This window comes from Paenibacillus sp. FSL P2-0089 (assembly GCF_038595095.1).
GTDB classification, from domain to species: domain Bacteria; phylum Bacillota; class Bacilli; order Paenibacillales; family Paenibacillaceae; genus Paenibacillus_AQ; species Paenibacillus_AQ silagei.
This window is the reverse complement of sequence record NZ_CP152006.1, coordinates 4,827,715-4,850,323: the sequence shown is the minus strand read 5'-3', so window position 1 is coordinate 4,850,323 and position 22,609 is coordinate 4,827,715. Positions and strand designations below refer to the sequence as shown.

At 52.0% G+C, this 22,609-nt stretch carries 21 protein-coding genes; 18 read left to right on the top strand and 3 right to left on the bottom strand.

All coding sequences use genetic code 11. The features are described from left to right. Nucleotides 1-153 precede the first annotated feature (153 nt). The 4 genes from NST69_RS20490 to NST69_RS20475 all read left to right on the top strand — a co-directional run bounded on the left by NST69_RS20490 (nucleotide 154) and on the right by NST69_RS20475 (nucleotide 3,001). A complete protein-coding gene (locus NST69_RS20490) occupies nucleotides 154-1,089 on the top strand; it encodes a Gfo/Idh/MocA family oxidoreductase (protein ID WP_036731835.1) in 936 nt (311 codons plus the stop codon). Between the two features lie 32 nt (nucleotides 1,090-1,121). Further along, entirely contained in the window at nucleotides 1,122-1,448 is a 327-nt protein-coding gene (locus tag NST69_RS20485; RefSeq protein ID WP_036731838.1) for a hypothetical protein, read from the top strand. 125 nt (nucleotides 1,449-1,573) lie between these two features. Continuing rightward, nucleotides 1,574-1,891: a helix-turn-helix domain-containing protein gene (locus tag NST69_RS20480; RefSeq protein WP_036698497.1), complete on the top strand. Its 318-nt coding sequence runs from the start codon at nucleotides 1,574-1,576 to the stop codon at nucleotides 1,889-1,891. Nucleotides 1,892-2,278: 387 nt separating this feature from the next. Then, nucleotides 2,279-3,001: a hypothetical protein gene (locus NST69_RS20475; protein ID WP_339249604.1), complete on the top strand. Its 723-nt coding sequence runs from the start codon at nucleotides 2,279-2,281 to the stop codon at nucleotides 2,999-3,001. Nucleotides 3,002-3,196: 195 nt separating this feature from the next. Here the strand turns inward: NST69_RS20475 and NST69_RS20470 are convergent, their stop codons facing one another. Further along, entirely contained in the window at nucleotides 3,197-3,640 is a 444-nt protein-coding gene (locus NST69_RS20470) for a DUF6773 family protein (RefSeq protein WP_342546992.1), read from the bottom strand. After that, nucleotides 3,618-3,842, bottom strand: coding sequence for a helix-turn-helix transcriptional regulator (locus tag NST69_RS20465; RefSeq protein ID WP_036698494.1), 225 nt, complete (start codon nucleotides 3,840-3,842; stop codon nucleotides 3,618-3,620). Before NST69_RS20465 ends, NST69_RS20470 begins: the two co-directional genes overlap by 23 nt. A gap of 224 nt (nucleotides 3,843-4,066) precedes the next feature. On the opposite strand from NST69_RS20465, the gene ric reads away from it, so the two are divergent. From ric to NST69_RS20435, 6 genes are all read left to right on the top strand, one after another. Next, nucleotides 4,067-4,762 carry an iron-sulfur cluster repair di-iron protein gene (gene ric, locus NST69_RS20460; RefSeq protein ID WP_342550200.1) on the top strand — a complete coding sequence of 232 codons (696 nt, stop codon included), beginning with the start codon at nucleotides 4,067-4,069 and terminating at the stop codon, nucleotides 4,760-4,762. Nucleotides 4,763-4,894: 132 nt separating this feature from the next. Next, nucleotides 4,895-5,581, top strand: a complete 687-nt coding sequence (locus NST69_RS20455) for a hypothetical protein (RefSeq protein ID WP_339310524.1) — start codon at nucleotides 4,895-4,897, stop codon at nucleotides 5,579-5,581. Nucleotides 5,582-5,806: 225 nt separating this feature from the next. Beyond that, nucleotides 5,807-8,233 carry a nitrite reductase large subunit NirB gene (nirB, locus tag NST69_RS20450; protein WP_342546991.1) on the top strand — a complete coding sequence of 809 codons (2,427 nt, stop codon included), beginning with the start codon at nucleotides 5,807-5,809 and terminating at the stop codon, nucleotides 8,231-8,233. A gap of 25 nt (nucleotides 8,234-8,258) precedes the next feature. After that, nucleotides 8,259-8,603: a nitrite reductase small subunit NirD gene (gene nirD / locus NST69_RS20445; RefSeq protein ID WP_209871246.1), complete on the top strand. Its 345-nt coding sequence runs from the start codon at nucleotides 8,259-8,261 to the stop codon at nucleotides 8,601-8,603. Nucleotides 8,604-8,622: 19 nt separating this feature from the next. Continuing rightward, a complete protein-coding gene (locus tag NST69_RS20440; protein ID WP_340752699.1) occupies nucleotides 8,623-9,441 on the top strand; it encodes a formate/nitrite transporter family protein in 819 nt (272 codons plus the stop codon). A gap of 97 nt (nucleotides 9,442-9,538) precedes the next feature. Then, nucleotides 9,539-10,159 (top strand): SDR family oxidoreductase, encoded by a 621-nt coding sequence (locus tag NST69_RS20435; RefSeq protein WP_342546990.1) that lies wholly within the window; start codon nucleotides 9,539-9,541, stop codon nucleotides 10,157-10,159. Nucleotides 10,160-10,274: 115 nt separating this feature from the next. On the opposite strand, the gene NST69_RS20430 is transcribed toward NST69_RS20435, so the two are convergent. Beyond that, complete coding sequence (locus tag NST69_RS20430) at nucleotides 10,275-10,991, bottom strand: Crp/Fnr family transcriptional regulator (protein ID WP_339314919.1); 717 nt, start codon at nucleotides 10,989-10,991, stop codon at nucleotides 10,275-10,277. Nucleotides 10,992-11,411: 420 nt separating this feature from the next. On the opposite strand from NST69_RS20430, the gene NST69_RS20425 reads away from it, so the two are divergent. The 8 genes from NST69_RS20425 to NST69_RS20390 all read left to right on the top strand — a co-directional run bounded on the left by NST69_RS20425 (nucleotide 11,412) and on the right by NST69_RS20390 (nucleotide 22,600). Continuing rightward, nucleotides 11,412-13,715, top strand: a complete 2,304-nt coding sequence (locus NST69_RS20425) for a glycosyl hydrolase family 65 protein (RefSeq protein ID WP_342546989.1) — start codon at nucleotides 11,412-11,414, stop codon at nucleotides 13,713-13,715. Then, nucleotides 13,715-16,045 carry a glycosyl hydrolase family 65 protein gene (locus NST69_RS20420; protein ID WP_342546988.1) on the top strand — a complete coding sequence of 777 codons (2,331 nt, stop codon included), beginning with the start codon at nucleotides 13,715-13,717 and terminating at the stop codon, nucleotides 16,043-16,045. Before NST69_RS20425 ends, NST69_RS20420 begins: the two co-directional genes overlap by 1 nt. Before the next feature lie 5 nt (nucleotides 16,046-16,050). Further along, nucleotides 16,051-16,680, top strand: a complete 630-nt coding sequence (gene pgmB, locus NST69_RS20415; protein ID WP_342550199.1) for a beta-phosphoglucomutase — start codon at nucleotides 16,051-16,053, stop codon at nucleotides 16,678-16,680. Nucleotides 16,681-16,760: 80 nt separating this feature from the next. Beyond that, on the top strand, nucleotides 16,761-17,561 hold the full coding sequence (locus NST69_RS20410; RefSeq protein ID WP_342550198.1) for an alpha/beta hydrolase: 801 nt from the start codon (nucleotides 16,761-16,763) through the stop codon (nucleotides 17,559-17,561). Between the two features lie 210 nt (nucleotides 17,562-17,771). Continuing rightward, the gene (locus NST69_RS20405) at nucleotides 17,772-18,281 is read left to right on the top strand and encodes a GNAT family N-acetyltransferase (RefSeq protein ID WP_342546987.1); all 510 of its coding nucleotides are present in this window, start codon (nucleotides 17,772-17,774) and stop codon (nucleotides 18,279-18,281) included. Further along, on the top strand, nucleotides 18,229-19,281 hold the full coding sequence (locus tag NST69_RS20400) for an alpha/beta hydrolase (protein WP_342546986.1): 1,053 nt from the start codon (nucleotides 18,229-18,231) through the stop codon (nucleotides 19,279-19,281). The genes NST69_RS20405 and NST69_RS20400 overlap by 53 nt, the downstream gene beginning before the upstream one ends. 183 nt (nucleotides 19,282-19,464) lie before the next feature. Next, complete coding sequence (locus NST69_RS20395) at nucleotides 19,465-21,258, top strand: histidine kinase (RefSeq protein ID WP_342546985.1); 1,794 nt, start codon at nucleotides 19,465-19,467, stop codon at nucleotides 21,256-21,258. Nucleotides 21,259-21,271: 13 nt separating this feature from the next. Beyond that, the gene (locus NST69_RS20390; RefSeq protein ID WP_342546984.1) at nucleotides 21,272-22,600 is read left to right on the top strand and encodes a response regulator; all 1,329 of its coding nucleotides are present in this window, start codon (nucleotides 21,272-21,274) and stop codon (nucleotides 22,598-22,600) included. Nucleotides 22,601-22,609: the final 9 nt, after the last annotated feature.

Sequence of the window (22,609 nt, the reverse complement as noted above, 5' to 3'; positions counted from 1 at the left end):
TGCCCCTTCTTCACTCCATCCATTTCATCATACTGAAAAAAAAGCAATTAAAGCAATTATTGAAGCAAAGATCATTGTTCCCGCAGCATGTCACGGTATAATACATCTATAAGGGAATTGAAATTCCCCCAATATGTAAGGGAGATGCTGTTAATGAAACTACCTGTCCGCAAAAGAGTGGCAATGATCGGCATAGGCGATATTGCCCGTAAAGTCTATTTGCCGCTGCTCTCCCGGCATGATCAGGCCGAGGTGGTGGGAGTGCTCAGCCATTCCTCTGCTACGGTCGAGCGGGCAGTCCAGGCGTATCGCCTTCAGCGGGGCACAACCGAGCTTACAGAGCTTCTGTCCTGGGATCTGGATGCTGTGTTCATACATAGTCCTACAACTACGCATTATGAGCTGGTGACCTCTTGCCTGGAGCATGGGGTGTCCGTGTATGTGGACAAGCCGCTATCCTATGATCTGGAGGAATCCCGCCGGATGGCAGAGCTTGCTGAGAACAAGGGGCTGCTGTTGGGAGTGGGCTTCAACCGCCGCTATGCCCCGATGTATGCCGCCGCCAAATCCTGGCTGCATAAGGCCGGAGGCATCAGCCAATCCACCGCAGTCAAACACCGGACGAAGCTGCAGCAGGGTAACAGCCATGAGACGATCCATGATGACCTGATTCATATGCTGGATCTGCTGCTCTGGCTGTCAGGCGGGGATTATGAGCTGCTGCACACCAGCCTGAGGGCGGATGCGGAGGGGCGGCTTCTGCACGCCTCGGGAATGCTGGGCTGGGAGAACGGGACCACCGGCCATTACAGCATGGTCCGGGATGCAGGGGCCGATCTGGAGAAGCTGGAGCTGCACGGCCATGGCAGGTCGGTTGAGGTGACAGACATGGAACGGGTTATATTATATGAGCAGGGCTCGTTGCCGCGCACGCAGAACTTCGGCAGCTGGGATACCGTGCTGGAGCGAAGAGGCTTCAGCGGAGCGGTCAGCCATTATCTCAGTAATATAGCGACACCGGAGCAATGCAGTATTTCCGCTTCGGCCGTATTGCCGAGCCATGAATTAGCAGCAAGATTAAGCCGCTGAGCGGTCAGCATCGCAGCAGAGAGGAGAACAACATGGAGGATTATGACAACAAGTCGATGGAAGAGAGGATTATCGAGAGCTACAAGCGGGACGAGGAAATGATGATTCTTGTATTTGCCCAGTGGTGTGTGAATAATAAGCTGGACCCGCATGCCCTGTATCTGCAGGCTTATCCGCAGCAGGAGGGCAATCAGGCGCTGGCCAATGCGCTGGCCCTGACGGTATCCGCGGATGAGGCCGGGTTCATCTCCGATGATACGGTGCTGGGCGTACTCTCCCTGTACAGTAACGATGATCTTGCCTATGTGGTTACAGAGGCCATCCAGCTAAGACGCAAGGCAGAAGACACCAAGGATTGAGAGCGTAAATATAATAATAGGGGTTAATGAACTTTTTTTTGGCAAACGATGTTCATTCCAGAATAAATGTGGTAAAATTATATATACTAACTAATTGTAAGCTTCATAAGTGAGAGGTGATAACCATGGAAGAACATCAATTGACGATGTGCCCGAGATTTGAGACGGCTTTTTCGTTTCTGGGCAAGCGTTGGAACGGACTCATTATTCAGACCTTGATGAGCGGCCCCAAGCGGTTCAAGGATATTTCCGGACTGATTCCGTCAATGAGCGATAAGATGCTGTCCGAGCGCATGAAGGATCTGGAATGCGAGGGCATTCTGGTACGTCATGTGTACCCGGAGACACCGGTGCGCATTGAGTATGAATTAACAGTGAAGGGCCGTGCGCTTGAGCCGGTCATGCAGCAAATCCAGTCCTGGGCCGAGAGCTGGGTGGAGTAGCAGTACCGTAATATATTTTTGATGACAGCCTCTTGCCGGGTATCCGGGTAAGGGGCTTTTCATATGCTGTTCTGCTTGAAATATAAGAATTTATAGGTTTCACACGATAACTTATCCTTCTATTTCTCGCTGAAACGGTACCGTCCTTTATAAGGACGGCAATGCCGGTTCCGCTTGTTTATGCAAATTTTGCCCAAATAAACCTTGCACTTAGGCCCTACCTGTGTAATATAATAGAACATACTAAATATTACGGATGTGTGGAAGCGTTAACAAAAGTAGGAAAAGCCCAGGGTTATGCGGTAGGCGGATGCTTACGGGATGTGTTTTGGACGATGCTGATGGAAGGAAGCGGAGGGCTCACACAACTTTTAGGAGGCGAGGACCATGACCATCACCTTGTTTTCCCGGGAAATAACCTATGGAAAAAAGGATGTCGCCGAACTGGAGACTGCTTCGATTAAAGTACAGCTGATCTATGACAAGGTGTTGTTCATGCTTCATAGCTATCTCCCGGATTCTCTGTGGGATGCGTGGATCGGTGTGCCGTATGAGATCATTTCTTCTCTATATAAAGGGGATAATGACAGCGGGAGCGTGTTTCAGAAATGGATTCAAGGCCCGTCCGGCTGGAAATGTATCGGTTGTGAACGGCATTGCCTGGAGCCGGTAACGGCTAAGGGAGGGAGTGGCTCAAATGCTCAGCGCCGTTTTACTTTTCATAATGGAATTAGCCAGAGCATGGTACTTCAAGCTGTGATATGGTCCATGTATGAGAATACCCGGCTGCTCCAGCCTTACTTGGGGGAGGAGGCTTTTCTGAGTGAGGAGGATATGGAGCTGATCTCTGTATATTTCGTGCCCACCTACCTTACCCCGGCACCGCTAAGCGAATTGAACAAACCGGCCAAAGAATATAAGGATAAGAACATCAGAGTGTATCAGGAATGGATCTCTGCCCCCGACCTGGTGCTGCAGTGGAACGGCGGCCTGACCGAAGGCAGATGGATGACGGGTGTATATGTGGATCATTCGCGGTTCGCCGGACTTGGCCCCTACCTGAAGGATGCGCAGGGCAAGCGGACTTACATGCAGGCGACGGTTCGATAGAAAAGGTGAAGCTCGAAAAAAGAGTTGAACTTGAAGCCAGGTCGTCGCTGCGGTGAACATTTGGACTTCCGGCCGCTATTGTGTTTGGATTTCCTGATACAAACCGCTCTTCGCGGTAGAAATCCAAACACAAAGGCGATCGCTCCGCTCCTCCTTTATTTGTACTTCTAGTCACTCACAGCAGTACAAGCCACTCTACTCCGCCCGGTTATTCCTCCGCCGGATCAAGTACACGGTGCTTAAGATGACCAGTCCTGCTGTAACGGAAATGATCAGAATCACCTTCCCGTTCGCACCGCTGTTTGCTGCTAATTGGGCGGCTGGATTCACGAAAGTAACAATAAGGATGCAGGCTGCCACCACGATCGCCAGCAGTGCACCTAGAACGTTTTTCCCTTTTGCTCCGCCCTGTGCTCCGCCCGGTCCCACATATGCACCGCTCCAGATCAGCCGTACGAGATAGGAACCCACACCCAGCATGAAAATTGCGTAATTACTAAGCGGATATTCCAGCCACTTCATTCCGTAGTTTTGCAGCGCCATGTCTGCCAGCAATAAGAATGCCATCAAAAGAAATGCCTGATTCCCCGCCTTGTGCCGCTGCTGCAATTGTCTCTCATCCAGGTTCGTTCTGCTCATCCTTCGTTCCCTCCCAAAATAATTGATCCAGCGTCTTCCCAAGGGTTACACAAATGTCAATACACAACCTCAGGGTGGGGTTGTAATCACCATTCTCAATCGCGATAATTGTCTGTCTTGTGACCCCCACGGCATCCGCCAGCTGCTTTTGCGACATGTCTTTTGCCGCTCTGGAGGCTTTGAGCCTCAGATTCTTCCCCATTCCCTCACCTCACGCATATTGTAAAATATATAAAACAAAATGTCTAGTATATTTAACATTAAAAACAAAAAGTTCGCGTTCATTAAAATTTGTTATATTCAGTGCGTACAATCACAAGTTCCGCCTAAGGCCAGTGATAAGGTGTAGAAGTGAAAAGAAGCACAAACCTACATCTAACCTGAGGAGGGGCCAACATGGCGTCCAATCAATTAAACGATACAACAATTCATCCCGGGTTCACCCCGGCAGCAATGGTCAGAGATATTGTCCTGCAGTTCCCCAAAGCAGCAGATTATTTCAAGGCACAACGGATCGATTTCTGCTGCGGAGGTGCCAAGCCGCTGGCTGAAGCCGCTGCCGAGAAGGGTCTTGACCCGGCAGCAATGGTTCAGGAGCTGAACAAGCTGCAAGAGCAGCACCCGGTTCTGGAAGAGGATACCGCCTGGAACGAGGCTTCGTCAGAGGAGCTGGTGGATTATATTGTGAACAAGCATCACCGTTACCTGCGTGAAGAGCTTCCGCTAATCAGTCAAAATGTAACCAAGGTGTTCCGCGTTCACGGTGAGGATTCACCGCACCTCGGAGAGATGCACCGTCTGTTCAATATGCTGCGTGAAGAGCTGCTGCAGCATACAGCGAAGGAAGAAGAGAGCGAATTCCCTAAGATGCTGGCCTACAATCAGAACCCAACCGAAGAAGGACTTGCGGAGCTGCGCGGACTGCTGCATAATTTGGAAGCTGAGCATGACGGGGCCGGAGAGATCCTGCGCGAGCTTCGCAGAGTAACTAATGACTACACACCGCCCGCACATGCCTGCACGACTTATCGCCTGACCTATGCCCGCCTTGAAGAACTGGAAGGCATGACTTTCGAACATGTACATCTGGAGAACAACATTTTGTTCCTGCGGTATCAATAGGACCTGCTGCAAGTTAGAAGTCCCTTCGGGGGCTTTTTACTTTTTCTTCCGGCAGAAATGATTTGAGAACCCTTCCTCTATGCGTTATCCTTAAAGAGTCTGGGAAAATACATATGAAGGCGGTGCCGTGGGATGTCCACGAAATGGATGCGCTTCATGCTGTGCCTTCTCTTGCTGGCCGCGGCAAGCGGTTGTGGCTTGGGATCAGAGAATGGCGGCAGCAGTAACGGAGGCCAAGGATTAACCTTTTCAGTCAAGGTGGGTGACAGTGAAATGGCCGGAAGCTCGGCCAGATTGCTTAACGAAGCTTACGTGCCTGGGAATTCAATAATAGAGCTGTTCAGAAAGAGCGGCGTTGTTACATTTTCAGCGGATGGAACTAGTATTCTTGAGGTGAATAAGGTCTCCCTGGGTCCGGATATGAGCTGGGAGGTTCAGGTGAACGGCAAGAAGGTTCAAGAGCTGAATACGACGCTGGAACCGGGTTCGGCCATTACGATGTCAGCAGGGCCTGCCGGAACCGGAAAGATGTTTCAGCCTGTCATCATCACGGTGAACGGGGGGAGCGAGCAGCCGGAGCTGACACATTCGCATGTGCTTTCTTTTATGCAGGATATGTCCGTCAAGGGACTGCTCAAGAACAGCGGTATGGTCCGGCTTGCCGAGGATAACCGGACGGTGCTTACTGTTATGGATTATACACCGCTCAGCAGCGAGGAATGGAGACTGAAGGTCAACGATAAAGGTCTGCTCGGTAATGGAGTGGACATGAAGCTCAGTCCGCAGGACAAGCTGGAGATCTCTCTGGTACTGAAATAAGTGAATGAATTATAGGAGTGAGATCGTGTATCAAATGAATGGATATCTGTGCGAAACTGCATGGGTATCCGTTTTTTTTGGACAGGAGAAGTCATCTCCACTTGTGTGAAAAAATTCACATACCGTGTGACTGTGGTCACACTTGTCATGGAATTGGGGACAGTATAATTTCTCTATCAGGTAAAGTTATTGAAGAAATCAGAGTTTCTGAAGGAGGGTCTACCAGTGGCAGCGGAAAGAGAAAAGTTAGTGCTGATTGGGAATGGCATGGCGGGAGTAGGCACTATTGAGCAGATTCTGAAGCTGGGCGGCGCTTATGATATTACTGTCTTCGGCAGTGAGCCGCATCCCAACTATAACCGGATTATGTTGTCCTATGTACTTGAAGGCAGCAAAACAATTGAAGACATCATTCTCAACGATCTCGGGTGGTATGAAGATAATCATATTACACTGCATACCGGCACGACGGTTACCCGGATCGATGAACAGAACAAACTCATATTGACCGATAATGGACTGGCGGTTCCTTACGATAAAGCAATTATTGCCACAGGCTCGAATTCTTTCATTCTCCCCGTACCCGGCAGCACCAAGGATGGGGTAGTCGGCTTCCGCGATATCGCGGACTGTGATGCGATGCTGGCAGCAGCGAAGCAGTACCGCACGGCGGCTGTAATCGGCGGAGGATTGCTAGGTCTTGAAGCTGCGAAGGGCTTGGTCAATCTGGGCATGGAGGTTACCGTTGTGCATCTGCTGGAGGATCTGATGGAGCGTCAGCTGGACCGTACCGCTTCTTCCATGCTACAGGCAGAGCTTACGCGTCAAGGTGTGAAATTCGCCATGGGCAAGCAGACGGTCGAACTGACCGGCGAAGAACGGGTGACCGGTCTGCGCTTCAGTGACGGCAGTGAACTGCCCGCAGAGTTTGTAGTGATGGCTGTTGGAATCAAGCCGAATGTCCAGCTTGCCAAGGACAGCGGAATCACCGTTAACCGCGGGATCGTAGTTGACGATTATATGCAGACTTCTATGGCAGATGTGTATTCTGTTGGCGAATGTACAGAGCACCGAGGAACCTGTTACGGACTCGTCGCACCGTTATTCGAGCAGGGCATGGTTCTCGCCAAGCATCTGTCCGGTGTTCAGACTCCAGGCTATGAAGGTTCAGTTGTAGCAACCAAGCTCAAAATTTCCGGGGTAGATGTATTCTCCGCTGGTGAATTCACCGAAACGCCGGAGCATACCGTCATTTCTGCCAAGGATGAATGGAAGCGAACCTACAAGAAGATTTTGCTTAAGGATAATGTAATTGTCGGTGCCGTCTTGTTCGGTGATGTAACGGAATCTGCCAACCTGCAGAAGCTTGTGAAAAACAGCACAGAGATGACTAATGAAATCTATGATGAGGTTATGGGCACAAGCTGCTGCGGCGGAGGCGGAGCCAAGAAGGGCATGTCCGTTGAAGCGATGGCCGATGAAGAAATCGTCTGCGGCTGCAACGGCGTAACCAAAAAAGCGATTGTGGATGCTGTTACGGAGAACGGCTTCACTACGGTGGATGAGATCAAAGCCTGCACGGGGGCAACCCGCTCCTGCGGCGGCTGTAAGCCGGTGGTGGAGCAGATTCTGCAATTCGTTCTCGGAGACAGCTTCCAGCAGAGTGCCAAGCAGGGGATTTGCAGCTGCACCTCGCTTAGCCGGGATGAGATCGTAGCCGAGATTACGGCTAAAGGCCTCCGGACCACCAAGGAAGTCATGCATGTCCTGGAATGGAAACAGGCAGAAGGCTGTTCGAAATGCCGCCCTGCAGTGAACTATTATCTGGGGATGATCTATCCTGACACACACGAGGACGAGAAGGAATCCCGGTTCGTCAATGAACGGATGAGCGCCAATATTCAGAAGGACGGAACTTATACAGTTATACCGCGGATGTATGGCGGGGTGACCACTCCTGAGGATTTGAAGCGGATTGCCGATGTGTCCCTGAAGTATGATGTGAAGGTTGTGAAGGTAACGGGCGGACAACGTCTTGACCTGATCGGTGTCAAAAAAGAAGATGTACCTAAGGTGTGGGAGGAGCTGGATATGCCGTCCGGCTATGGTTATGCGAAGTCGCTGCGTACGGTAAAAACTTGCGTGGGTTCGCAGTTCTGCCGCTTCGGTACACAGGATTCCATGGGCATGGGCGCTATGCTGGAACGCAAGTACGAACGGCTGGATATGCCGGCCAAGTTCAAAATGGCGGTTAACGGCTGCCCGCGCAACTGTGCAGAATCCTGCACGAAGGACATCGGGATTGTCGGCAATGACGGCGGCTGGGAAGTGTTCATCGGCGGGAACGGCGGGATTAAGCCGCGCATCGCAGATGCCTTCTGCAAGGTGAAGACCGACGAGGAGCTGGTTGAGGTCTGCTCCGCTGTTATCCAGTACTACCGTGAGACCGGTAATTACCTGGAGAGAACCTCCGAATGGGTAGAGCGCATGGGTCTTGAGCATATCCAGACTGTGGTTATGGGGAATGACGACAACCGTAAAGAGCTGGCGGCACGTATTGACTTTGCCCTGGCCCAGGTGAGTGATCCTTGGCGGAAAATGCTGGATGACAAAAACACCCGTACTGCGCTGTTCGAAGAGACACAGGTATAGTCTAAAGGGAGAGGGAGAGAGCATAATGGAACGGAGCAATCGGGAATATACGATAGGTGCAGTGGAAGATTTCATGCTGCAGATCGGCCGGGTAGTTCATGCAGGAGAGGTGGAATTAGCCATATTCCGCACATCGGACGGCGCAGTCTATGCGGTCCGCAACCACAGCCCCCACCCGAAGGGCGGTCCGCTCGCGGAAGGCATCGTATCAGGCTATTATTTATATGATCCGCTGCATGACTGGAAGATCGACCTTCGTACCGGAGAGGTTCAGGCACCGGACCGGGGGCAGGCAGAAGTCTATCCGGTTACAGTAGAGGGCGGAGTTGTTAAGGTCACTCTGCCTGCGGCAGTAACAACCCTAAATTAAAGGAAGAGCAGGTGCGGATATGTTTACGCAGAGCGTAGAGAATATCGTTGAGACAGCCGTAGGGAAACGCGACAAAATGAATGAGAGCCTGCCCAAATATTTTTTGGCGGCCCTCCTGGCAGGAGCATATGTGGGGATTGGTATTATTCTGATCTTCTCACTGGGGGCACCGCTGGCAGCGATTAAGTCACCGTTCCAGCCGCTGATTATGGGAGCATCCTTCGGGATTGCCTTGACCTTGGTTGTATTCGCAGGCTCAGAGCTGTTTACAGGTAATAATATGTTCTTCACGGTAAGCACACTTGCCGGGAGAACTACAGTCTGGGACACGGTGAAGAACTGGGTCCTGGTATTCCTCGGCAATGTAGCTGGTGCAGTGGTGCTGGCGCTGCTGATTCAGGGATCGGGCCTCTTCAAGGCAGCGCCTGCCGAGCATCTGATCTTCGCAGCCGCCGCCAAAAAGATGAGCCTTCCGTTCTCGGAGCTGTTCTTCCGCGGCATTCTCTGTAACTGGCTGGTCTGCCTGGCACTGTGGATGTCCTCCCGCGCCAAGAGTGAAGCGGCGAAGCTGGTCCTGATCTGGTGGTGTCTGTTCGCCTTCATCGCGAGCGGCTATGAACACAGTGTAGCGAACATGACGCTCCTGAGCGTAGCCGTGCTGCTGCCGAATCATCCAGAGACAGTGAGCATCGCCGGCTGGTTCCACAATATGATTCCTGTTACGCTTGGCAATATCATCGGCGGCGGTGTCTTTGTCGGAATGGCTTACTGGCTAATCTCGCCAGTACGGACTCCGCGTAAAGTATCAGCTCCTCCTCAGACGAAGAAAGCAAGCTGAATAGGATGGCCCCGCAGCGGTTAGATGGCTGCGGGGCTTTTTTGCCGCTCTATCCCTGCTATAATAGGGATAATTCTTACCAGGAGGTTATTTTCATATGAATATATTGATTCTAGGTGCCACCGGCCGGGTGGGGAGCCACATTGTTACCCATGCTCTTCAGGATGGACATCATGTTACAGTGCTGGTCCGTAACCCGGAGAAGGTTCAGCCTCTCCATGCCAACCTGACGATCCTCCAAGGTAATGTTCTTAATCAAGAAGATATCGCCCGGGCAGTGCAGGGGAATGATATAGTGATTAGTGCATTGAACACCGATGGGACAACCACGCTTACAGACAGTATGCCTTTTATCATCGGAGCCATGTATGAGGAAGGGATAGAGCGTATTATAACCGTAGGAACTGCGGGTATTCTCCAAAGTGAGCTTTCGCCTGAACTCCTGCGTTACCAATCCAGCGAATCTAAACGCAGGTCAACCCGTGCTGCAGAAGAACATGAACAAGCCTATCGCTTGTTGGAGCGATCGACTCTGAAATGGACCATTGTGTGCCCAACCGCTCTGTTGAACGGAGAACGCTTGGGAACCTATCGTGTGAGACAAGACATTCTGCCCGGCGGCGGTACTGAAATATCTGTAGCGGATACAGCGGAATTCACCTATAGTCAGATTGATACTAGCGATTTCATAAGATCCCGTGTCGGTATAGCTTACTGATAAGGGGAAATGGGCAGAAAAAAAGACGCCGGTAAGGGCGTCATGACCACTCTATTAAATTTTTTGGGTCAGATATGTTTCAATGAGGTGAATAGAGGGTATTATTGATAGGAAATTAAATTCGGCAAATTTCATTGGGACATAATTCGCAGTGGCAGATTTCCTGAAGCATCGCCAGATCCTTGATGACGATCATGCCATTCTCATACTCCACCGCATCTTTTTTGCGCAGATCACTAAGCATCCGGTTGACGCTCTCACGGGTAGCGCCGATCATGTTGGACAGATCTGTATGCGTGATTTTTTTGTTGATCAGAATGCTGTCGCCTGTCTTCTCGCCATAGGTGTTGCCAAGACGGATCAGTGTGGAGCAGAGTGCGCCCGGTTTGCCGTACATCATCAGATCGCGGAATTTCGTCTGGGTGAGACGGTGATGAATGCCCATCCATTTCATGAAGTCGATGGCGAAGTCGCAGTGCTGGCAGATCAGAATCTCCAGATCCTTCTGCTCGATTACGCCAACTTCACTCTCTTCAATGACTTCGGCAGTGAAGCTATGCTTCGTGCTGAAGAACGGGTCAGCCTGACCCACCATATCGCCAGCCTGATACATATACAGAATCAGTTCCTTGCCTTCGTCTGTAGATTTGGTCAATTTCACACGTCCACGCTTGATATAAAACAGTTTATCCGAGAAATCGCCTTCCCAGAACAGGTGTGATCCTTCAGGGACAACACGTTCCTTCATGGTGACCAACAGGCGGTTAAAGTTCTGCTCGGAGAAACAGTTTGTATTGCCGCGGGCTTCGATAACATTATAATGTTCCTTTATCATAATCGACATCCCCTTTATTCCCTCAGTTTTTCAGTAAATTTTAAATTAATTATACCTTGAAATTCCTCTTTATGGGTAAGTATTTTCGTATAAAAGTGTCGAATTTTTAACATTGTGATAAATTTCACTTCATTTGTGTGAGAAAGCTTATGTTTTTGAGCGCATGATAGGCTTCTTTACATGATTCAAAGGATATTATATCAGTTGCCACCTGTTCTGGATAGATGCAGAGGGGGCGGCTTTTTTGCGTTTGTCGTCCGTATTCCATATGATCCGTACAAATGCACATAACTCGCTTACAGGCGGACCTTGGTCACGGGCGGGCTTAGCGATACTCTGGAACTAAAGTGTCTGTTGTTTCCGCTGTGTGAGCGGAGGAGCGGACCAAGCCTCACTTAGCGAAGGAGAGTTTCAATTATGGCAAAAGTAGCAGATCCCTATCTGAAGGTCGATCCCTGGGCAATTATTGAGGAAGGCTTTGATCCGGAACGCAACCGGACTTCGGAATCTATTTTTTCACTGGGCAATGAGTATATGGGGGTACGGGGGTATGCGGACGAGGGCTACAGCGGCGATTCCTTGCCGGGGAGCTATTTCAACGGGCTGAATGAGCAAATGGAGGTTGGCAATCATTATAAAGGCATTATCCGGTCGCTGCGCTACATGGTTAATGCCGTGGACTGGCTGCATACCCGGATCTCGGTGGACGGTGAAACCCTGGATCTGGCGCACTCCCGCATAGAGGCGTATACCCGCAGACTGGATTTCCAGACGGGGACCTATACACGGGAGTTCATCTGGCTGCTGGCGGACGGGAAAAAGCTGAAGCTCTGCTTCACACGCCTGGTCAGCATGACTCTGTCTCATCTGGGACTGCAGCAGATTAGCTTCACCGCGCTTAATTTCACGGGTAAGGTAGATATTTGTACTGGCCTTGACTTCGGCATGGTTCATGAGGAACACGGCCAGAGTATGTGGAAAGAGCAGCAGCGCGGCGGGGAAGGAGCAATAACTGCCATTATGGCCCGTACGCTGACAACCGGAAATCAGCTGTTCTCGGGCTTTATCCTGAAGTCTTCACAGGCGCTGCATACGGAGCTTGTGGAAGATAACCGGTATATCGGGCGGCAATTCTCACTTATGCTGGCTGAAGGGGAGCCTGCTTCCTTCACGAAGCTTGTGGTCAATGTGACAGGCACGGATGCTGCCCCAGTTACAGACCATCTCTGGACAAAAGGCATGGAGCTTGCAGCAGCGGCGGACCGGCTGGAGGAGGAAGAGGTGGTTGCTGACCAAGCCTCCTATTGGAGCAGCATCTGGGCAACCAGCGATATCCGGATTGAGGGCGACCCGGAGAATCAGCAGGGCATCCGTTTTTGTATTTTTCAGCTGTATCAGACATATCACGGGGACCATCCCGGGTATAACATCGGTGCCAAAGGGTTAACCGGCGAAGCTTACCGGGGGCTTGCCTTCTGGGATACCGAGTCCTACTGTCTGCCGTTCTATCTGTTCAATAACCCGAAGGCGGCCCGCAGTCTGCTGGAATTCCGCTACAAGACGCTGCCTCAAGCGCTCCAGCGCGGGAAGGATGTGGATTGCGCGGGCGCATTCTATCCGATTGCCACGATTGACGGGACAGAGAGCTGTGACCTGTGGCAGCATTCCAATCTGCAGCTTCATGTCGGGACAGCAGTCGCCTACGGCATCTGGCATTATGTGAAGAACACCGGGGACCTGGAATTTCTCTACAGCAAAGGCGCCGAAATGCTGATTCAGATCAGCCGTTTCTACGCATCCCGCGGCCAGTGGGGTCAACGCACCGGAGAATACGGATATTTCGGCGTGATGGGGCCGGATGAATTCCAGCTGATGGTTAACAATAACTGCTACATCAATCTGTTGGCTCAGAAGTTATTCGAATATACGCTCGAAACAGTAGCCCTCATGAAGGCGGAGGCGCCTGAAGAATATGCGGCGGTTATAGCGGTTACTGCACTCCGCGAGGAGGAATTGGCTGACTGGGACCACAAGCGTGTCCATATGAAAATCCCGTTCGATCCCGGCAGCGGCATCTACGAGGAGCATGACGGATTTTTTGATATGCCGCATATCGACATTCATTCGATTCCGGTTGCAGAATTCCCGCTGTACTCGAATTGGTCGTATGACCGCCTGTACCGTTACGATATGATCAAGCAGCCGGATGTGCTGATGTTCATGTTCCTGTACAACGGGCAGTTCTCCTGCGAGACCAAGCTGGCGAATTATGAATATTATGAACCGAGATGTATTCACGAGTCCTCACTCTCGCCGTCGATTCACTCGATTCTGGCCAGTGAGCTGGGCAAATCGGAGGAAGCGTACCGGTTCTTCGAGTTCGCCACGCGCCTGGATCTGGACAACTATAACCGCAATACCTGGGAAGGGCTGCACACCACATCGATCGCCGCAGCGTGGATGAACATCGTCTACGGCTTCGGGGGGATGCGCTCGGATGGAGATTGTCTGTCCTTCCGGCCGGTGCTGCCGCAGAAGTGGACCGCTTACAGCTTCCAGGTGATGTGCAGGGGCGTACTGCTGGGTATTACGGTAAATGCAGAGTCGGTTTCCTTCAGAGCAGTCAATGGCGGAAGCACAGAGGTGCTGATCTATGATCAGCGGGTGACCGTAGATGAAGCAGGAATCGAGCTTCCTCTCGCTGAAGGGATGACTGTGTAATGGACTGGACGGTAAGTGAGCGCAGCTTCGAGCCTGGGCGGATTACGGCGAACGGCAACAAATTTATGACCGGCAATGGCTATATGGGCTTCCGGGGAGTCCTTGAGGAGTTCGGGAAGGAGCAGCTTGCGGCGGTTACATTGGCCGGAGTGTATGACCGGGCGGGCGACAAATGGCGTGAGCCGGTGAACGCACCGAACGGGCTGTATACGGTAGTCAGCACCAACGGCTGCAAACTTAGTATGCTGGATACCGAACCGCTGGCCCATACACAGAGCCTGGATCTCCGCTCAGCTATCCACCGGCGGGAGACAACGTTCAGCATCCCGGGAGGCGGGAAGCTGACCCTGACCGCCGAGCGGTTCGTCAGCATGGATCAGCTCCATCTGCTGGCTGCCAGATGGACCCTTCACTGCACCGCCGACTGCCGGATAGAGATTACTACAGGAATCGATGCCGCAGTGTGGGATATCAACGGCCCCCATCTGCTGGAGCAACAGAGCCGCTCGCACGGCGGGGTGCTGCTGTCAACAGCAGTTACCGGGGAGCTGGGGCTGCCGGTGGCGGTGGCGGAGCTTATAGTGTTCGGTACCGCTGAACAGGCGAAGCGGGTTGACGCTGTTATCGAGCTGGATGGAGGAACCGCGCTGCGCCATATTTCTATAGAAGCCAAGGCAGGTGAGACTCATACATGGTGCAAATATGCAGCCGTGTACACGGGCCTGGATATAGAAGGCGCTCCTGCGGAAGGCAGCCCTGATGAGCAGGCGGTGCGGGCCGTCCAGGAGGCCGCCGCTACAGGGTATCCCGGCCTGCTGGAGGCTCACCGGCGCAAGTGGGCGGAGCGATGGTCACGCAGCGATTGTATCATTGAAGGCGATGTGGAGGCGCAGTTCGCGCTGCGGTACAGTATGTATCAGCTGCTGATCATTGCACCGACGAAGTCGGAGAAGGTCTCGATTCCGGCGCGCGGCTTGTCCGGGCAGGTCTATAAGGGGGCCGTATTCTGGGATACGGAGATGTTCATGCTGCCCTTTTTCCTGCACAGTGATCCTGGGATTGCCCGCAATCTGATGATGTACCGCATCCACACGCTGGACGGAGCACGGCGGAAGGCGGAGGAATACGGATATTTAGGCGCCTTCTACGCATGGGAGAGTCAGGACTCCGGGGACGATGCCTGCACTCTGTTCAATGTGAACGATGTATTTACCGGGCGCCCCATGCGGACCTATTTCCGGGATAAGCAGATTCATATCAGTGCAGATGTCGTGCACGGACTCTGGCAATACGTGACCTTCACGGGAGATGACAGCATTCTGGCGGACGGCGGGGCGGAGGTGATCTGGGAATGTGCGTGTTTCTTCTATTCCTATGCTTACTATAATCTTGTAAAGCGGCGTTATGAGCTGCTGGATGTTACCGGCCCGGATGAATATCATGAGCGGGTGAATAATAACGCATTTACGAGCGCCATGGTTCAGGAGACACTGAAGATTGCCTTGCAGACAGCAAAAAGGTTGCAGGACAAATATCCGGCTGTGTATAACGGTCTTGCTGAATCGTATGCAGACGGGCCGTTCCTGGATGAGTTCACAGCAATGCTGGCACAGCTCTATGTTCCGCAGCCGGACCCGGATACGCTGGTGATTGAACAATTCGACCATTATCTGCAACTGGAGGATGTGTCTCTGGCTGAGCTGAAGGCACGGGTCATTCACCCGAATGAGTACTGGGGCGGAGGCAACGGGCTGGCAACAACCACAAGAATCCTGAAGCAGGCCGATGTGGTGCTCATGCTTCATCTGTTCCGGGACAGATTCAGCAGGGAAGTGAAGCAGGCCAACTGGAAATTCTATGAGCCGCGAACCGAGCATGGCTCCAGCCTCAGCGCGTGTATCTATGCGCTGGCTGCAGCGGATATCGGCTTGCCGGATTGGGGATATCCGTATTTCATGCGCACTGCCACCGTAGATCTAACCGGTGAATCGAAGCAGTATGTCGGAGACCTCTATATTGGCGGGACGCATCCGGCGGCGAACGGTGGCGCGTGGATGGCTGCGGTTCTTGGCTTCGCGGGTGTGCGGTTTGATGGCCAGACCGTCACCCTTAAGCCGTCTCTGCCGGAGACCTGGAGTTCCATTGAGCTGCCGGTAATCCTGCGCGGAGGCAGCTTCCGGCTGCGGATCGGCCGCGAAGAGATCACGGTTACGGCAGCGCCGGGCAACAGCGAAGCGGTAAGCTTCGCCGGGTTCGGCGATGAGGCGGTGCCGTGCCCTCCCGGTACGATCCTGGAGTTAGCGTATGAGTCCAATCAGAGAGGAGCATGACCATGATGCTGGAGCATATGAAGGGCGCTATCTTCGATCTGGATGGCGTGATTGTAGACACGGCCAAGTATCACTATCTGGCCTGGCGCTCGCTCGCCGGGGAGCTGGGCTTCCCGTTCACCGAACAGGACAATGAGCGGCTCAAGGGCGTCAGCCGGATGAGATCCCTGGATATTCTTCTAGAGATTGGCGGCCTTGAATACAGCGAAGCAGAGAAGCTGGCGATGGCGGAGAAGAAGAACCGCCTTTATGTAGAATATATCTCAGGTCTGGATGAATCAGAGCTGCTGCCCGGAGTCAGAGCCTATCTGAATGCGCTCAGAGCACGCGGCGTGGCTATTGCCCTTGGCTCTGCGAGTAAGAATGCGGAATTCATACTGGAGAAGCTGAATATCGCGGGGCTGTTCGATACGGTGGTAGACGGCAACAAGGTCTCGCGGGCGAAGCCGGACCCTGAGGTGTTCCAGTCTGCCTGCCGGGAGCTGGGGCTGCAGCCGCAGGACTGTGTGGTATTCGAGGATGCCGAGGCCGGAGTAGCCGCCGGCAAGGCGGCAGGAATGCAGGTGGTCGGTATCGGGAAGCCTGAAGTGCTGAAGGCAGCGGATCTGGTGATATCCGGATTGCATGAATTGTAAGGGCTTGATAGAATGGCTCTTGAGGAACTTTTTTCCTCTATTATCTATTCTATTATAGAAGGAAAGCTTGAGGGATGATGATGGAAACGTTGTTGCTATGGCCTGAAGGTGCGCCTGGAGCGCTAGGAGCCAGTGAAGAGGATCAGCCTGCGATCACACCTTATTTAGTTGAAGGCAAAGGGAATGCCGCTGTTCTGGTCTGTCCGGGAGGCGGGTACGCGATGCGTGCCGACCATGAAGGCGGTCCGGTTGCGGAGTGGCTGAATACACTCGGAATCTCAGCATTCGTGCTGCGTTACCGTGTTGCGCCTTACCAATACCCAAGTGCGCTGCTGGATGCGCAACGGGCGCTGCGTACGATCCGCTTCCGCGCGGACGAATTCGGCATTGACCCGGACCGTCTCGGCATTCTGGGCTTCTCGGCGGGCGGACATCTCGCTTCTACCGCCGGGGTATCTTATGATCTGGGCAATCCTGATCACCCGGAGCCATTGGAGCGGCTGTCCAGCCGTCCTGACTGCCTCATTCTATGCTACCCGGTTATCTCGATGACCGAAGGGGTCACACATCAAGGCTCGAAGGAGAATCTGCTGGGAGCCATTCCTGATGCGGAGCTGTCGCTTAAGCTCAGCAGCGAGTTCCAGGTAACCCCGGACACGCCGCCAACGTTCCTCTGGCATACCTCGGACGATGATTATGTCCCGGTGGAGAACAGCCTGCTGTTCGCCGCAGGTCTTAGCCGTCATAAGGTTCCATTCGATCTGCATATCTATGCGCATGGCGTACACGGTCTGGGCTTAGCCCCTGAAGAGCTGCACACCAAGACCTGGACGGATGCCTGTGCCTCGTGGCTGCAATTGAACGGATATACGAGAGCGTGAACTTCTGTATCTATGCCCGCGTCCAAGGGGACGGTGATACATCAGCTGAGATGAAGAGCGTCCCACGCTGCCGGCCGGCAGCAGGACGTTCTTTTTTTGCAGGGTTAGAGACCTTTAGATAACCGCTCCAGGTGACTATGCTTCTATATTAATTTATAATATTCTACGGATAGCGTGATACGAGAGACTCAGGAAAGGCAGGTACATATTATGGAGCTTAGATTTCCACAAGTGAATACAGCGGAAGAAACTGCTGAGGTTGCCCGGTTGGCAGCAGAAATATGGCATGAACATTATGCCTCTATTATTACCATTGCGCAGATTGATTACATGATTGGAAAGTTCCAATCGGTTCCCGCGATAACGGATCAGATCCATCATCAGGGCTACGAATATTACTTGATCCATAACGGCGAAGGCTCCACAGCCGGATATATGTCGGCCAGAGAAGAGGAAGGGAAGCTCTTTTTGAGTAAGTTTTATATCAGTAAGGAGTACAGGGGGCGCAGCTATGCCAGCCAAGCGTTGGCCTTCCTGGAGAAGCTGTGTCAGGACCGTAATCTGACTCATATCTGGCTGACAGTCAATCGTGATAACGAATCCAGTATTGCAGTATATAAGAAAAAAGGCTTCCGGACCCTACGGGGACAAATGGCGGATATCGGCAATGGATTTGTTATGGATGATTTTATTATGGAAAAAGAAATTCCTGTCCCCTAAGCGAGGAAGCGTGGAAAGGAACTACATATTCATGAACAAGGGTTCGGGTTCATCCTATAACCAATCGGTGACTTATTGGAAACAATATCAAAAATTTTTTTCTAAGGAAATGCAGATCGATGCGGAACATATGCCAACTGAGGAATGGATGATCTGGAATAATGCCCATATTCATCTGGACCGTATGCCAGCTCCTGACGCACCTTTAAAAATCATTTTCATTCATGGAGCTGGCGGCAATGGAAGATTGCTCGCGCCTTATGCGCGCATGCTGCAAACCTATGGTTATGAAGTCGTCTCTCCGGATCTGCCTCCCTATGGTCTAAGCTATACCGATTCAGGGGAATCATTGGATTATCAACTCTGGATTGACATCCTGAATGAACTGATCGAACAGGAGCTGAAACGGGACGGCAAGCCTGTTATTTTGCTGGGCTCCAGTATTGGCGGCATGTTGGCTTATCACACCGCAGTACAAAGTAAGCAGGTCAAAGGGTTGATTGCAACGACATTTGTGGATACGAGTGAGGTGAAGGTTCGAGATCAGCTAGCTCCTAACAAACTCATTAGCCGGTTAGGCGGATGGTGTATGAATCAATTCCCTGCCCTAACAGATACCCTGCAGATCTCTGTGAATAAAGTATCCCGGATGAAATGGATCACGAACAACGCTGAACTGACCAGACTCATTATGAATGATCCTCATGCGGCAGGCACAAAAATCCCTTTACGCTTATTAAGAACCTTTCTAAATATGAAACCGGTCCTAAAACCTCAGCATTTTGACCTTTGTCCGGTATTACTCGTTCATCCTCAATTAGATCCTATGACTCCTTACCATTTCAGCAGACCATTTTATGACCATCTAAAAAGCAGAAAAGAATCTGTGATTTTAGAGGGTGCAGGTCATTTTCCGATTGAACAACAGGGGCTGGAGCAGATGATTGCTGCTGTGCTTGCTTTTTTGAGAACAGTAGAGGAAGAATTACAGCTAGCATAAGCCGTCCGGCTCAATGTGCTCAGGATGAAGCACTATAAAACCAGTCCAACGCGGGATGTTCGTGTGAGGGCTGGTTTTTACTTGGGTGAGAAACTCCATACAAATGGACATAAAGAACTTTGAAATAAACCTGTGTAAGCGCTTATACGTTTGTTATATTATTAAAACTGGAGGTGAATCCAGATGTTGTCCACGCTTGTAAAACCCATTGTCAGGCTCAGTGTCAAGCAGCAGTTGATTCTGCTGTTCCTGATTATGATTACGCCTATTCTGATTCTGAACAGCTACGGCAACTACAAGGCAGAGGAGATTCTGAAGCACCATGTGACCAATGCCTATGTGGAGCTGAACAAGCAGAATTTCGCCATTATTAACAGAGACATCGATACAGTGAACAAAATAACGACCACCGTCATCCAGAATCCGGTCCTGCAGCAGCTCAATATGAGCGGGAATGATACGGTGCTGGAGCGTGTGGAACGTTATGAGACCATCGAGAAGCTGCTCGGCAGCTATTCGCAGGGAGCGGAGCGGGGGGACGGCATTTACTACTCGCTGTACGTATATGATCCAGATAACTACTACTTTTTCGCTCCCAATTTTCCGCAGGTGAAGAAGGCGGGGGTTTATTTTTTCTCCAAGGAGGAACGGCCGTACTGGTTCGAACAGGTGGTGCAGCAGAAAGGCCGCGGTACCCTGATGTTCACCGAGAAGCTGAGTCCGCAGGCCGAAGATCTGAAGACGCTTACGTATGTCAGGGCTGTCAATAATATTTACCGCGGGGAAGGAACGCTCGGCGTGCTGGTGGTGACCAAGATGGAATCAAAGATCGGTGAATCGCTAAGGTCCATCTCACTGCCGGACGGGGAAATCTATCTGACGGACATGAGCAACCGTGTGCTGGCCTCCACCACGAATTCAACCGGAGAGGTGATCGTTCTGCCGGACGGCTCGGAGGCGGGAGATCCGGAGGGAACCGAGGATATTATCACTGATGACTTCATCTATGTGGTGAACAACAATCATGCCTTTGAGCAAAAGCTGGTCTACAAGGTACCCGTCAAATCCCTGCTCCAGCAGCAAAACGAAATGAAACGCGTCATTCAATACATAACAGTGGCCTATGCGCTGTTCGGATTGATCATCATTACCTACTTCTGGCGTTCGCTGATGACCCCTTTGCAGAAGCTGGCTTTTTTTGTGCGCAAGTATGAGCCGGGCAACCGTGTGCCCGAGACTCCCCGCAGAGGAAGCAACGATGAGGTCAGTGTTCTAATTAACGCCACGTATGATATGGCCCGCAGGCTCAACAGCCTGATTATGTACAAATACCAGATGGAGCTGAAGCAGAAGGAATCGCAGCTGCAGCTGCTCTATCAGCAGATCAACCCGCATCTGCTGTACAACACTCTGGAGAGTATTTATTGGAAAAGCTCGCTCGAAGGCAACGTGGAATCCGCGGAAATGATCAAGGAATTATCCAAGCTGATGAAGATCAGCTTAAGCCGGGGCCGGGAGCTGATCACGCTCGAAGAGGAGCTTGAGCATGCCGGTGCCTACATCAAGCTCCAGCAGCACCGGCATGATTATGTGTTCGCCGTTATCTGGAATATTGCTCCCGGGACCACCAGGAATCTGATTCCCAAGATCACCCTTCAGCCCCTGATCGAGAATGCCATTATCCACGGGGTTAAGCATATGGAGGAGGACGGTGAAATCATCATTACCTCTATGCTGGAGGATGGCCGGATTCGGATTACCATTGAGGATAACGGCTATAAGCAGGTCGATTATAAGGCTATCGAGCAGATTCTCAATGACGACAGCCCGAACCCGGTGAACGGCTACGGTATCCGCAATATCCATCAGCGTGTGCAACTGCACTTCGGCGGGGATTACGGGATCAGCTATGGACCGCGCGAGCGCGGAGGCACGATAGTTAGTGTGATCCTTCCGAAGTCAGAGACTATAGAGTAGAGGAGAGAATACGGTGTTCAATATACTGGTTGTTGATGATGAGCCGCTCATTTGCAAAGGACTGAGCAGTCTGCTGGCTGCTTCCGGGCTGGATATTGACCATATCTATACGGCAGGCAGCGGGTATGAGGCACTGGATTGTATCCGTATGGAGGAGATTGATCTGCTTGTGACCGATATCCAGATGGGGGCTATGAGCGGGATCGAACTGATGCAGCATGCCAAAATGACCAGGCCCTGGATGCAGACGATCGTTATCTCTGCGCATGAGACCTTTCAGTATGCCCAGATGGCCGTCCGGCTGGGGGCGAGAGACTATCTGATCAAACCGCTGAACAGTGAGCAGTTCCTGGATTCGGTACGCAGTGTCGTCCTGAAGATGAATAGACCGTCGCCGGAGCTGGCCACTTATATGGATGGGAATGCAGACCGCTTCCGCCTGGAGGAGCCGCTTCCCGAGTACAGCGAGCTGCTGAACAGCCTGCTTACGGAGACTGCGGCGGTGCTGGGGGCAGAGGAGAAGCGGCGCAAGCTGGATGAGCTGAAGCTGCAGGGGCCGTTTTTTGCGGTGATCAAAATCAAGCTTCCCCTGCCACAAGACCGGCCTGAACAGAGGTACACTACCCGCGATCATACCCTGCTGCGTTACGCTGCCTTGAATATTGCCAAGGAGCTGCTGGATCAGGAGTGGAATTCCACTGCCTTCTATTCGCCGGACCAGGAGATTACGGTCATCATCCAGTGGGATGAGCAGAGCTATGAGGAGCCATCCACCGGCCAGCTGAGCCGGCTGGAGGTGCTGGGCCGCAGCCTCCATTACAATATTAACCGCTATTTGCAGCTCCGGGCTGTCATCGGCATCAGCCAGATTCTGAAGGGGCTGAGCTTCATGGATGTGCTGAACCGGCAGGCCTCGAAGGCGATCCTCTGGAACAACGAGCATGCCGATCATTATGTGTTCTATTATGGGGATTTCAACTGGAACAACTATGCTGCTGATCCGTCACCCGAGGAGCTGCATACGCATAGCAATCTGATCGTGCAGAAGGCGAAGGAATACATTGACGGGAATTACGCCCAGAAGGGTCTGACGATCCATGAAGTAGCGAAGAAGAATCATGTCAGCCCTAATTACCTGAGCTATCTGTTCAAGAAGAATACAGGCTATAACCTCTGGGAATATGTCATTAAGCTGCGGATGGAGGACAGCCGGGAGATGATTCTGAACACCGATCTGCGCCGGTATGAGATTGCGGAGCGGGTGGGGTACGAGTCGCCGGAGCATTTTAGCAAAATTTTCAAAAAATACTTTGGGCTCAGCCCCAGCGAACTGAAGAAGTAAGAACGCTTA

Coding starts and splice junctions, on each gene's coding strand:
- NST69_RS20475 (WP_339249604.1), top strand. CDS start 2,279: ATGACCATCACCTTGTTTTCCCGGGAAATAACCTATGGAAAAAAGGAT.
- NST69_RS20420 (WP_342546988.1), top strand. CDS start 13,715: ATGGACTGGACGGTAAGTGAGCGCAGCTTCGAGCCTGGGCGGATTACG.
- NST69_RS20425 (WP_342546989.1), top strand. CDS start 11,412: ATGGCAAAAGTAGCAGATCCCTATCTGAAGGTCGATCCCTGGGCAATT.
- NST69_RS20465 (WP_036698494.1), bottom strand. CDS start 3,842: ATGGGGAAGAATCTGAGGCTCAAAGCCTCCAGAGCGGCAAAAGACATG.
- NST69_RS20470 (WP_342546992.1), bottom strand. CDS start 3,640: ATGAGCAGAACGAACCTGGATGAGAGACAATTGCAGCAGCGGCACAAG.
- NST69_RS20435 (WP_342546990.1), top strand. CDS start 9,539: ATGAATATATTGATTCTAGGTGCCACCGGCCGGGTGGGGAGCCACATT.
- NST69_RS20400 (WP_342546986.1), top strand. CDS start 18,229: ATGGATTTGTTATGGATGATTTTATTATGGAAAAAGAAATTCCTGTCC.
- NST69_RS20395 (WP_342546985.1), top strand. CDS start 19,465: ATGTTGTCCACGCTTGTAAAACCCATTGTCAGGCTCAGTGTCAAGCAG.
- NST69_RS20455 (WP_339310524.1), top strand. CDS start 4,895: ATGTCCACGAAATGGATGCGCTTCATGCTGTGCCTTCTCTTGCTGGCC.
- NST69_RS20480 (WP_036698497.1), top strand. CDS start 1,574: ATGGAAGAACATCAATTGACGATGTGCCCGAGATTTGAGACGGCTTTT.
- nirD (WP_209871246.1), top strand. CDS start 8,259: ATGGAACGGAGCAATCGGGAATATACGATAGGTGCAGTGGAAGATTTC.
- NST69_RS20490 (WP_036731835.1), top strand. CDS start 154: ATGAAACTACCTGTCCGCAAAAGAGTGGCAATGATCGGCATAGGCGAT.
- NST69_RS20440 (WP_340752699.1), top strand. CDS start 8,623: ATGTTTACGCAGAGCGTAGAGAATATCGTTGAGACAGCCGTAGGGAAA.
- pgmB (WP_342550199.1), top strand. CDS start 16,051: ATGCTGGAGCATATGAAGGGCGCTATCTTCGATCTGGATGGCGTGATT.
- NST69_RS20405 (WP_342546987.1), top strand. CDS start 17,772: ATGGAGCTTAGATTTCCACAAGTGAATACAGCGGAAGAAACTGCTGAG.
- NST69_RS20485 (WP_036731838.1), top strand. CDS start 1,122: ATGGAGGATTATGACAACAAGTCGATGGAAGAGAGGATTATCGAGAGC.
- NST69_RS20410 (WP_342550198.1), top strand. CDS start 16,761: ATGGAAACGTTGTTGCTATGGCCTGAAGGTGCGCCTGGAGCGCTAGGA.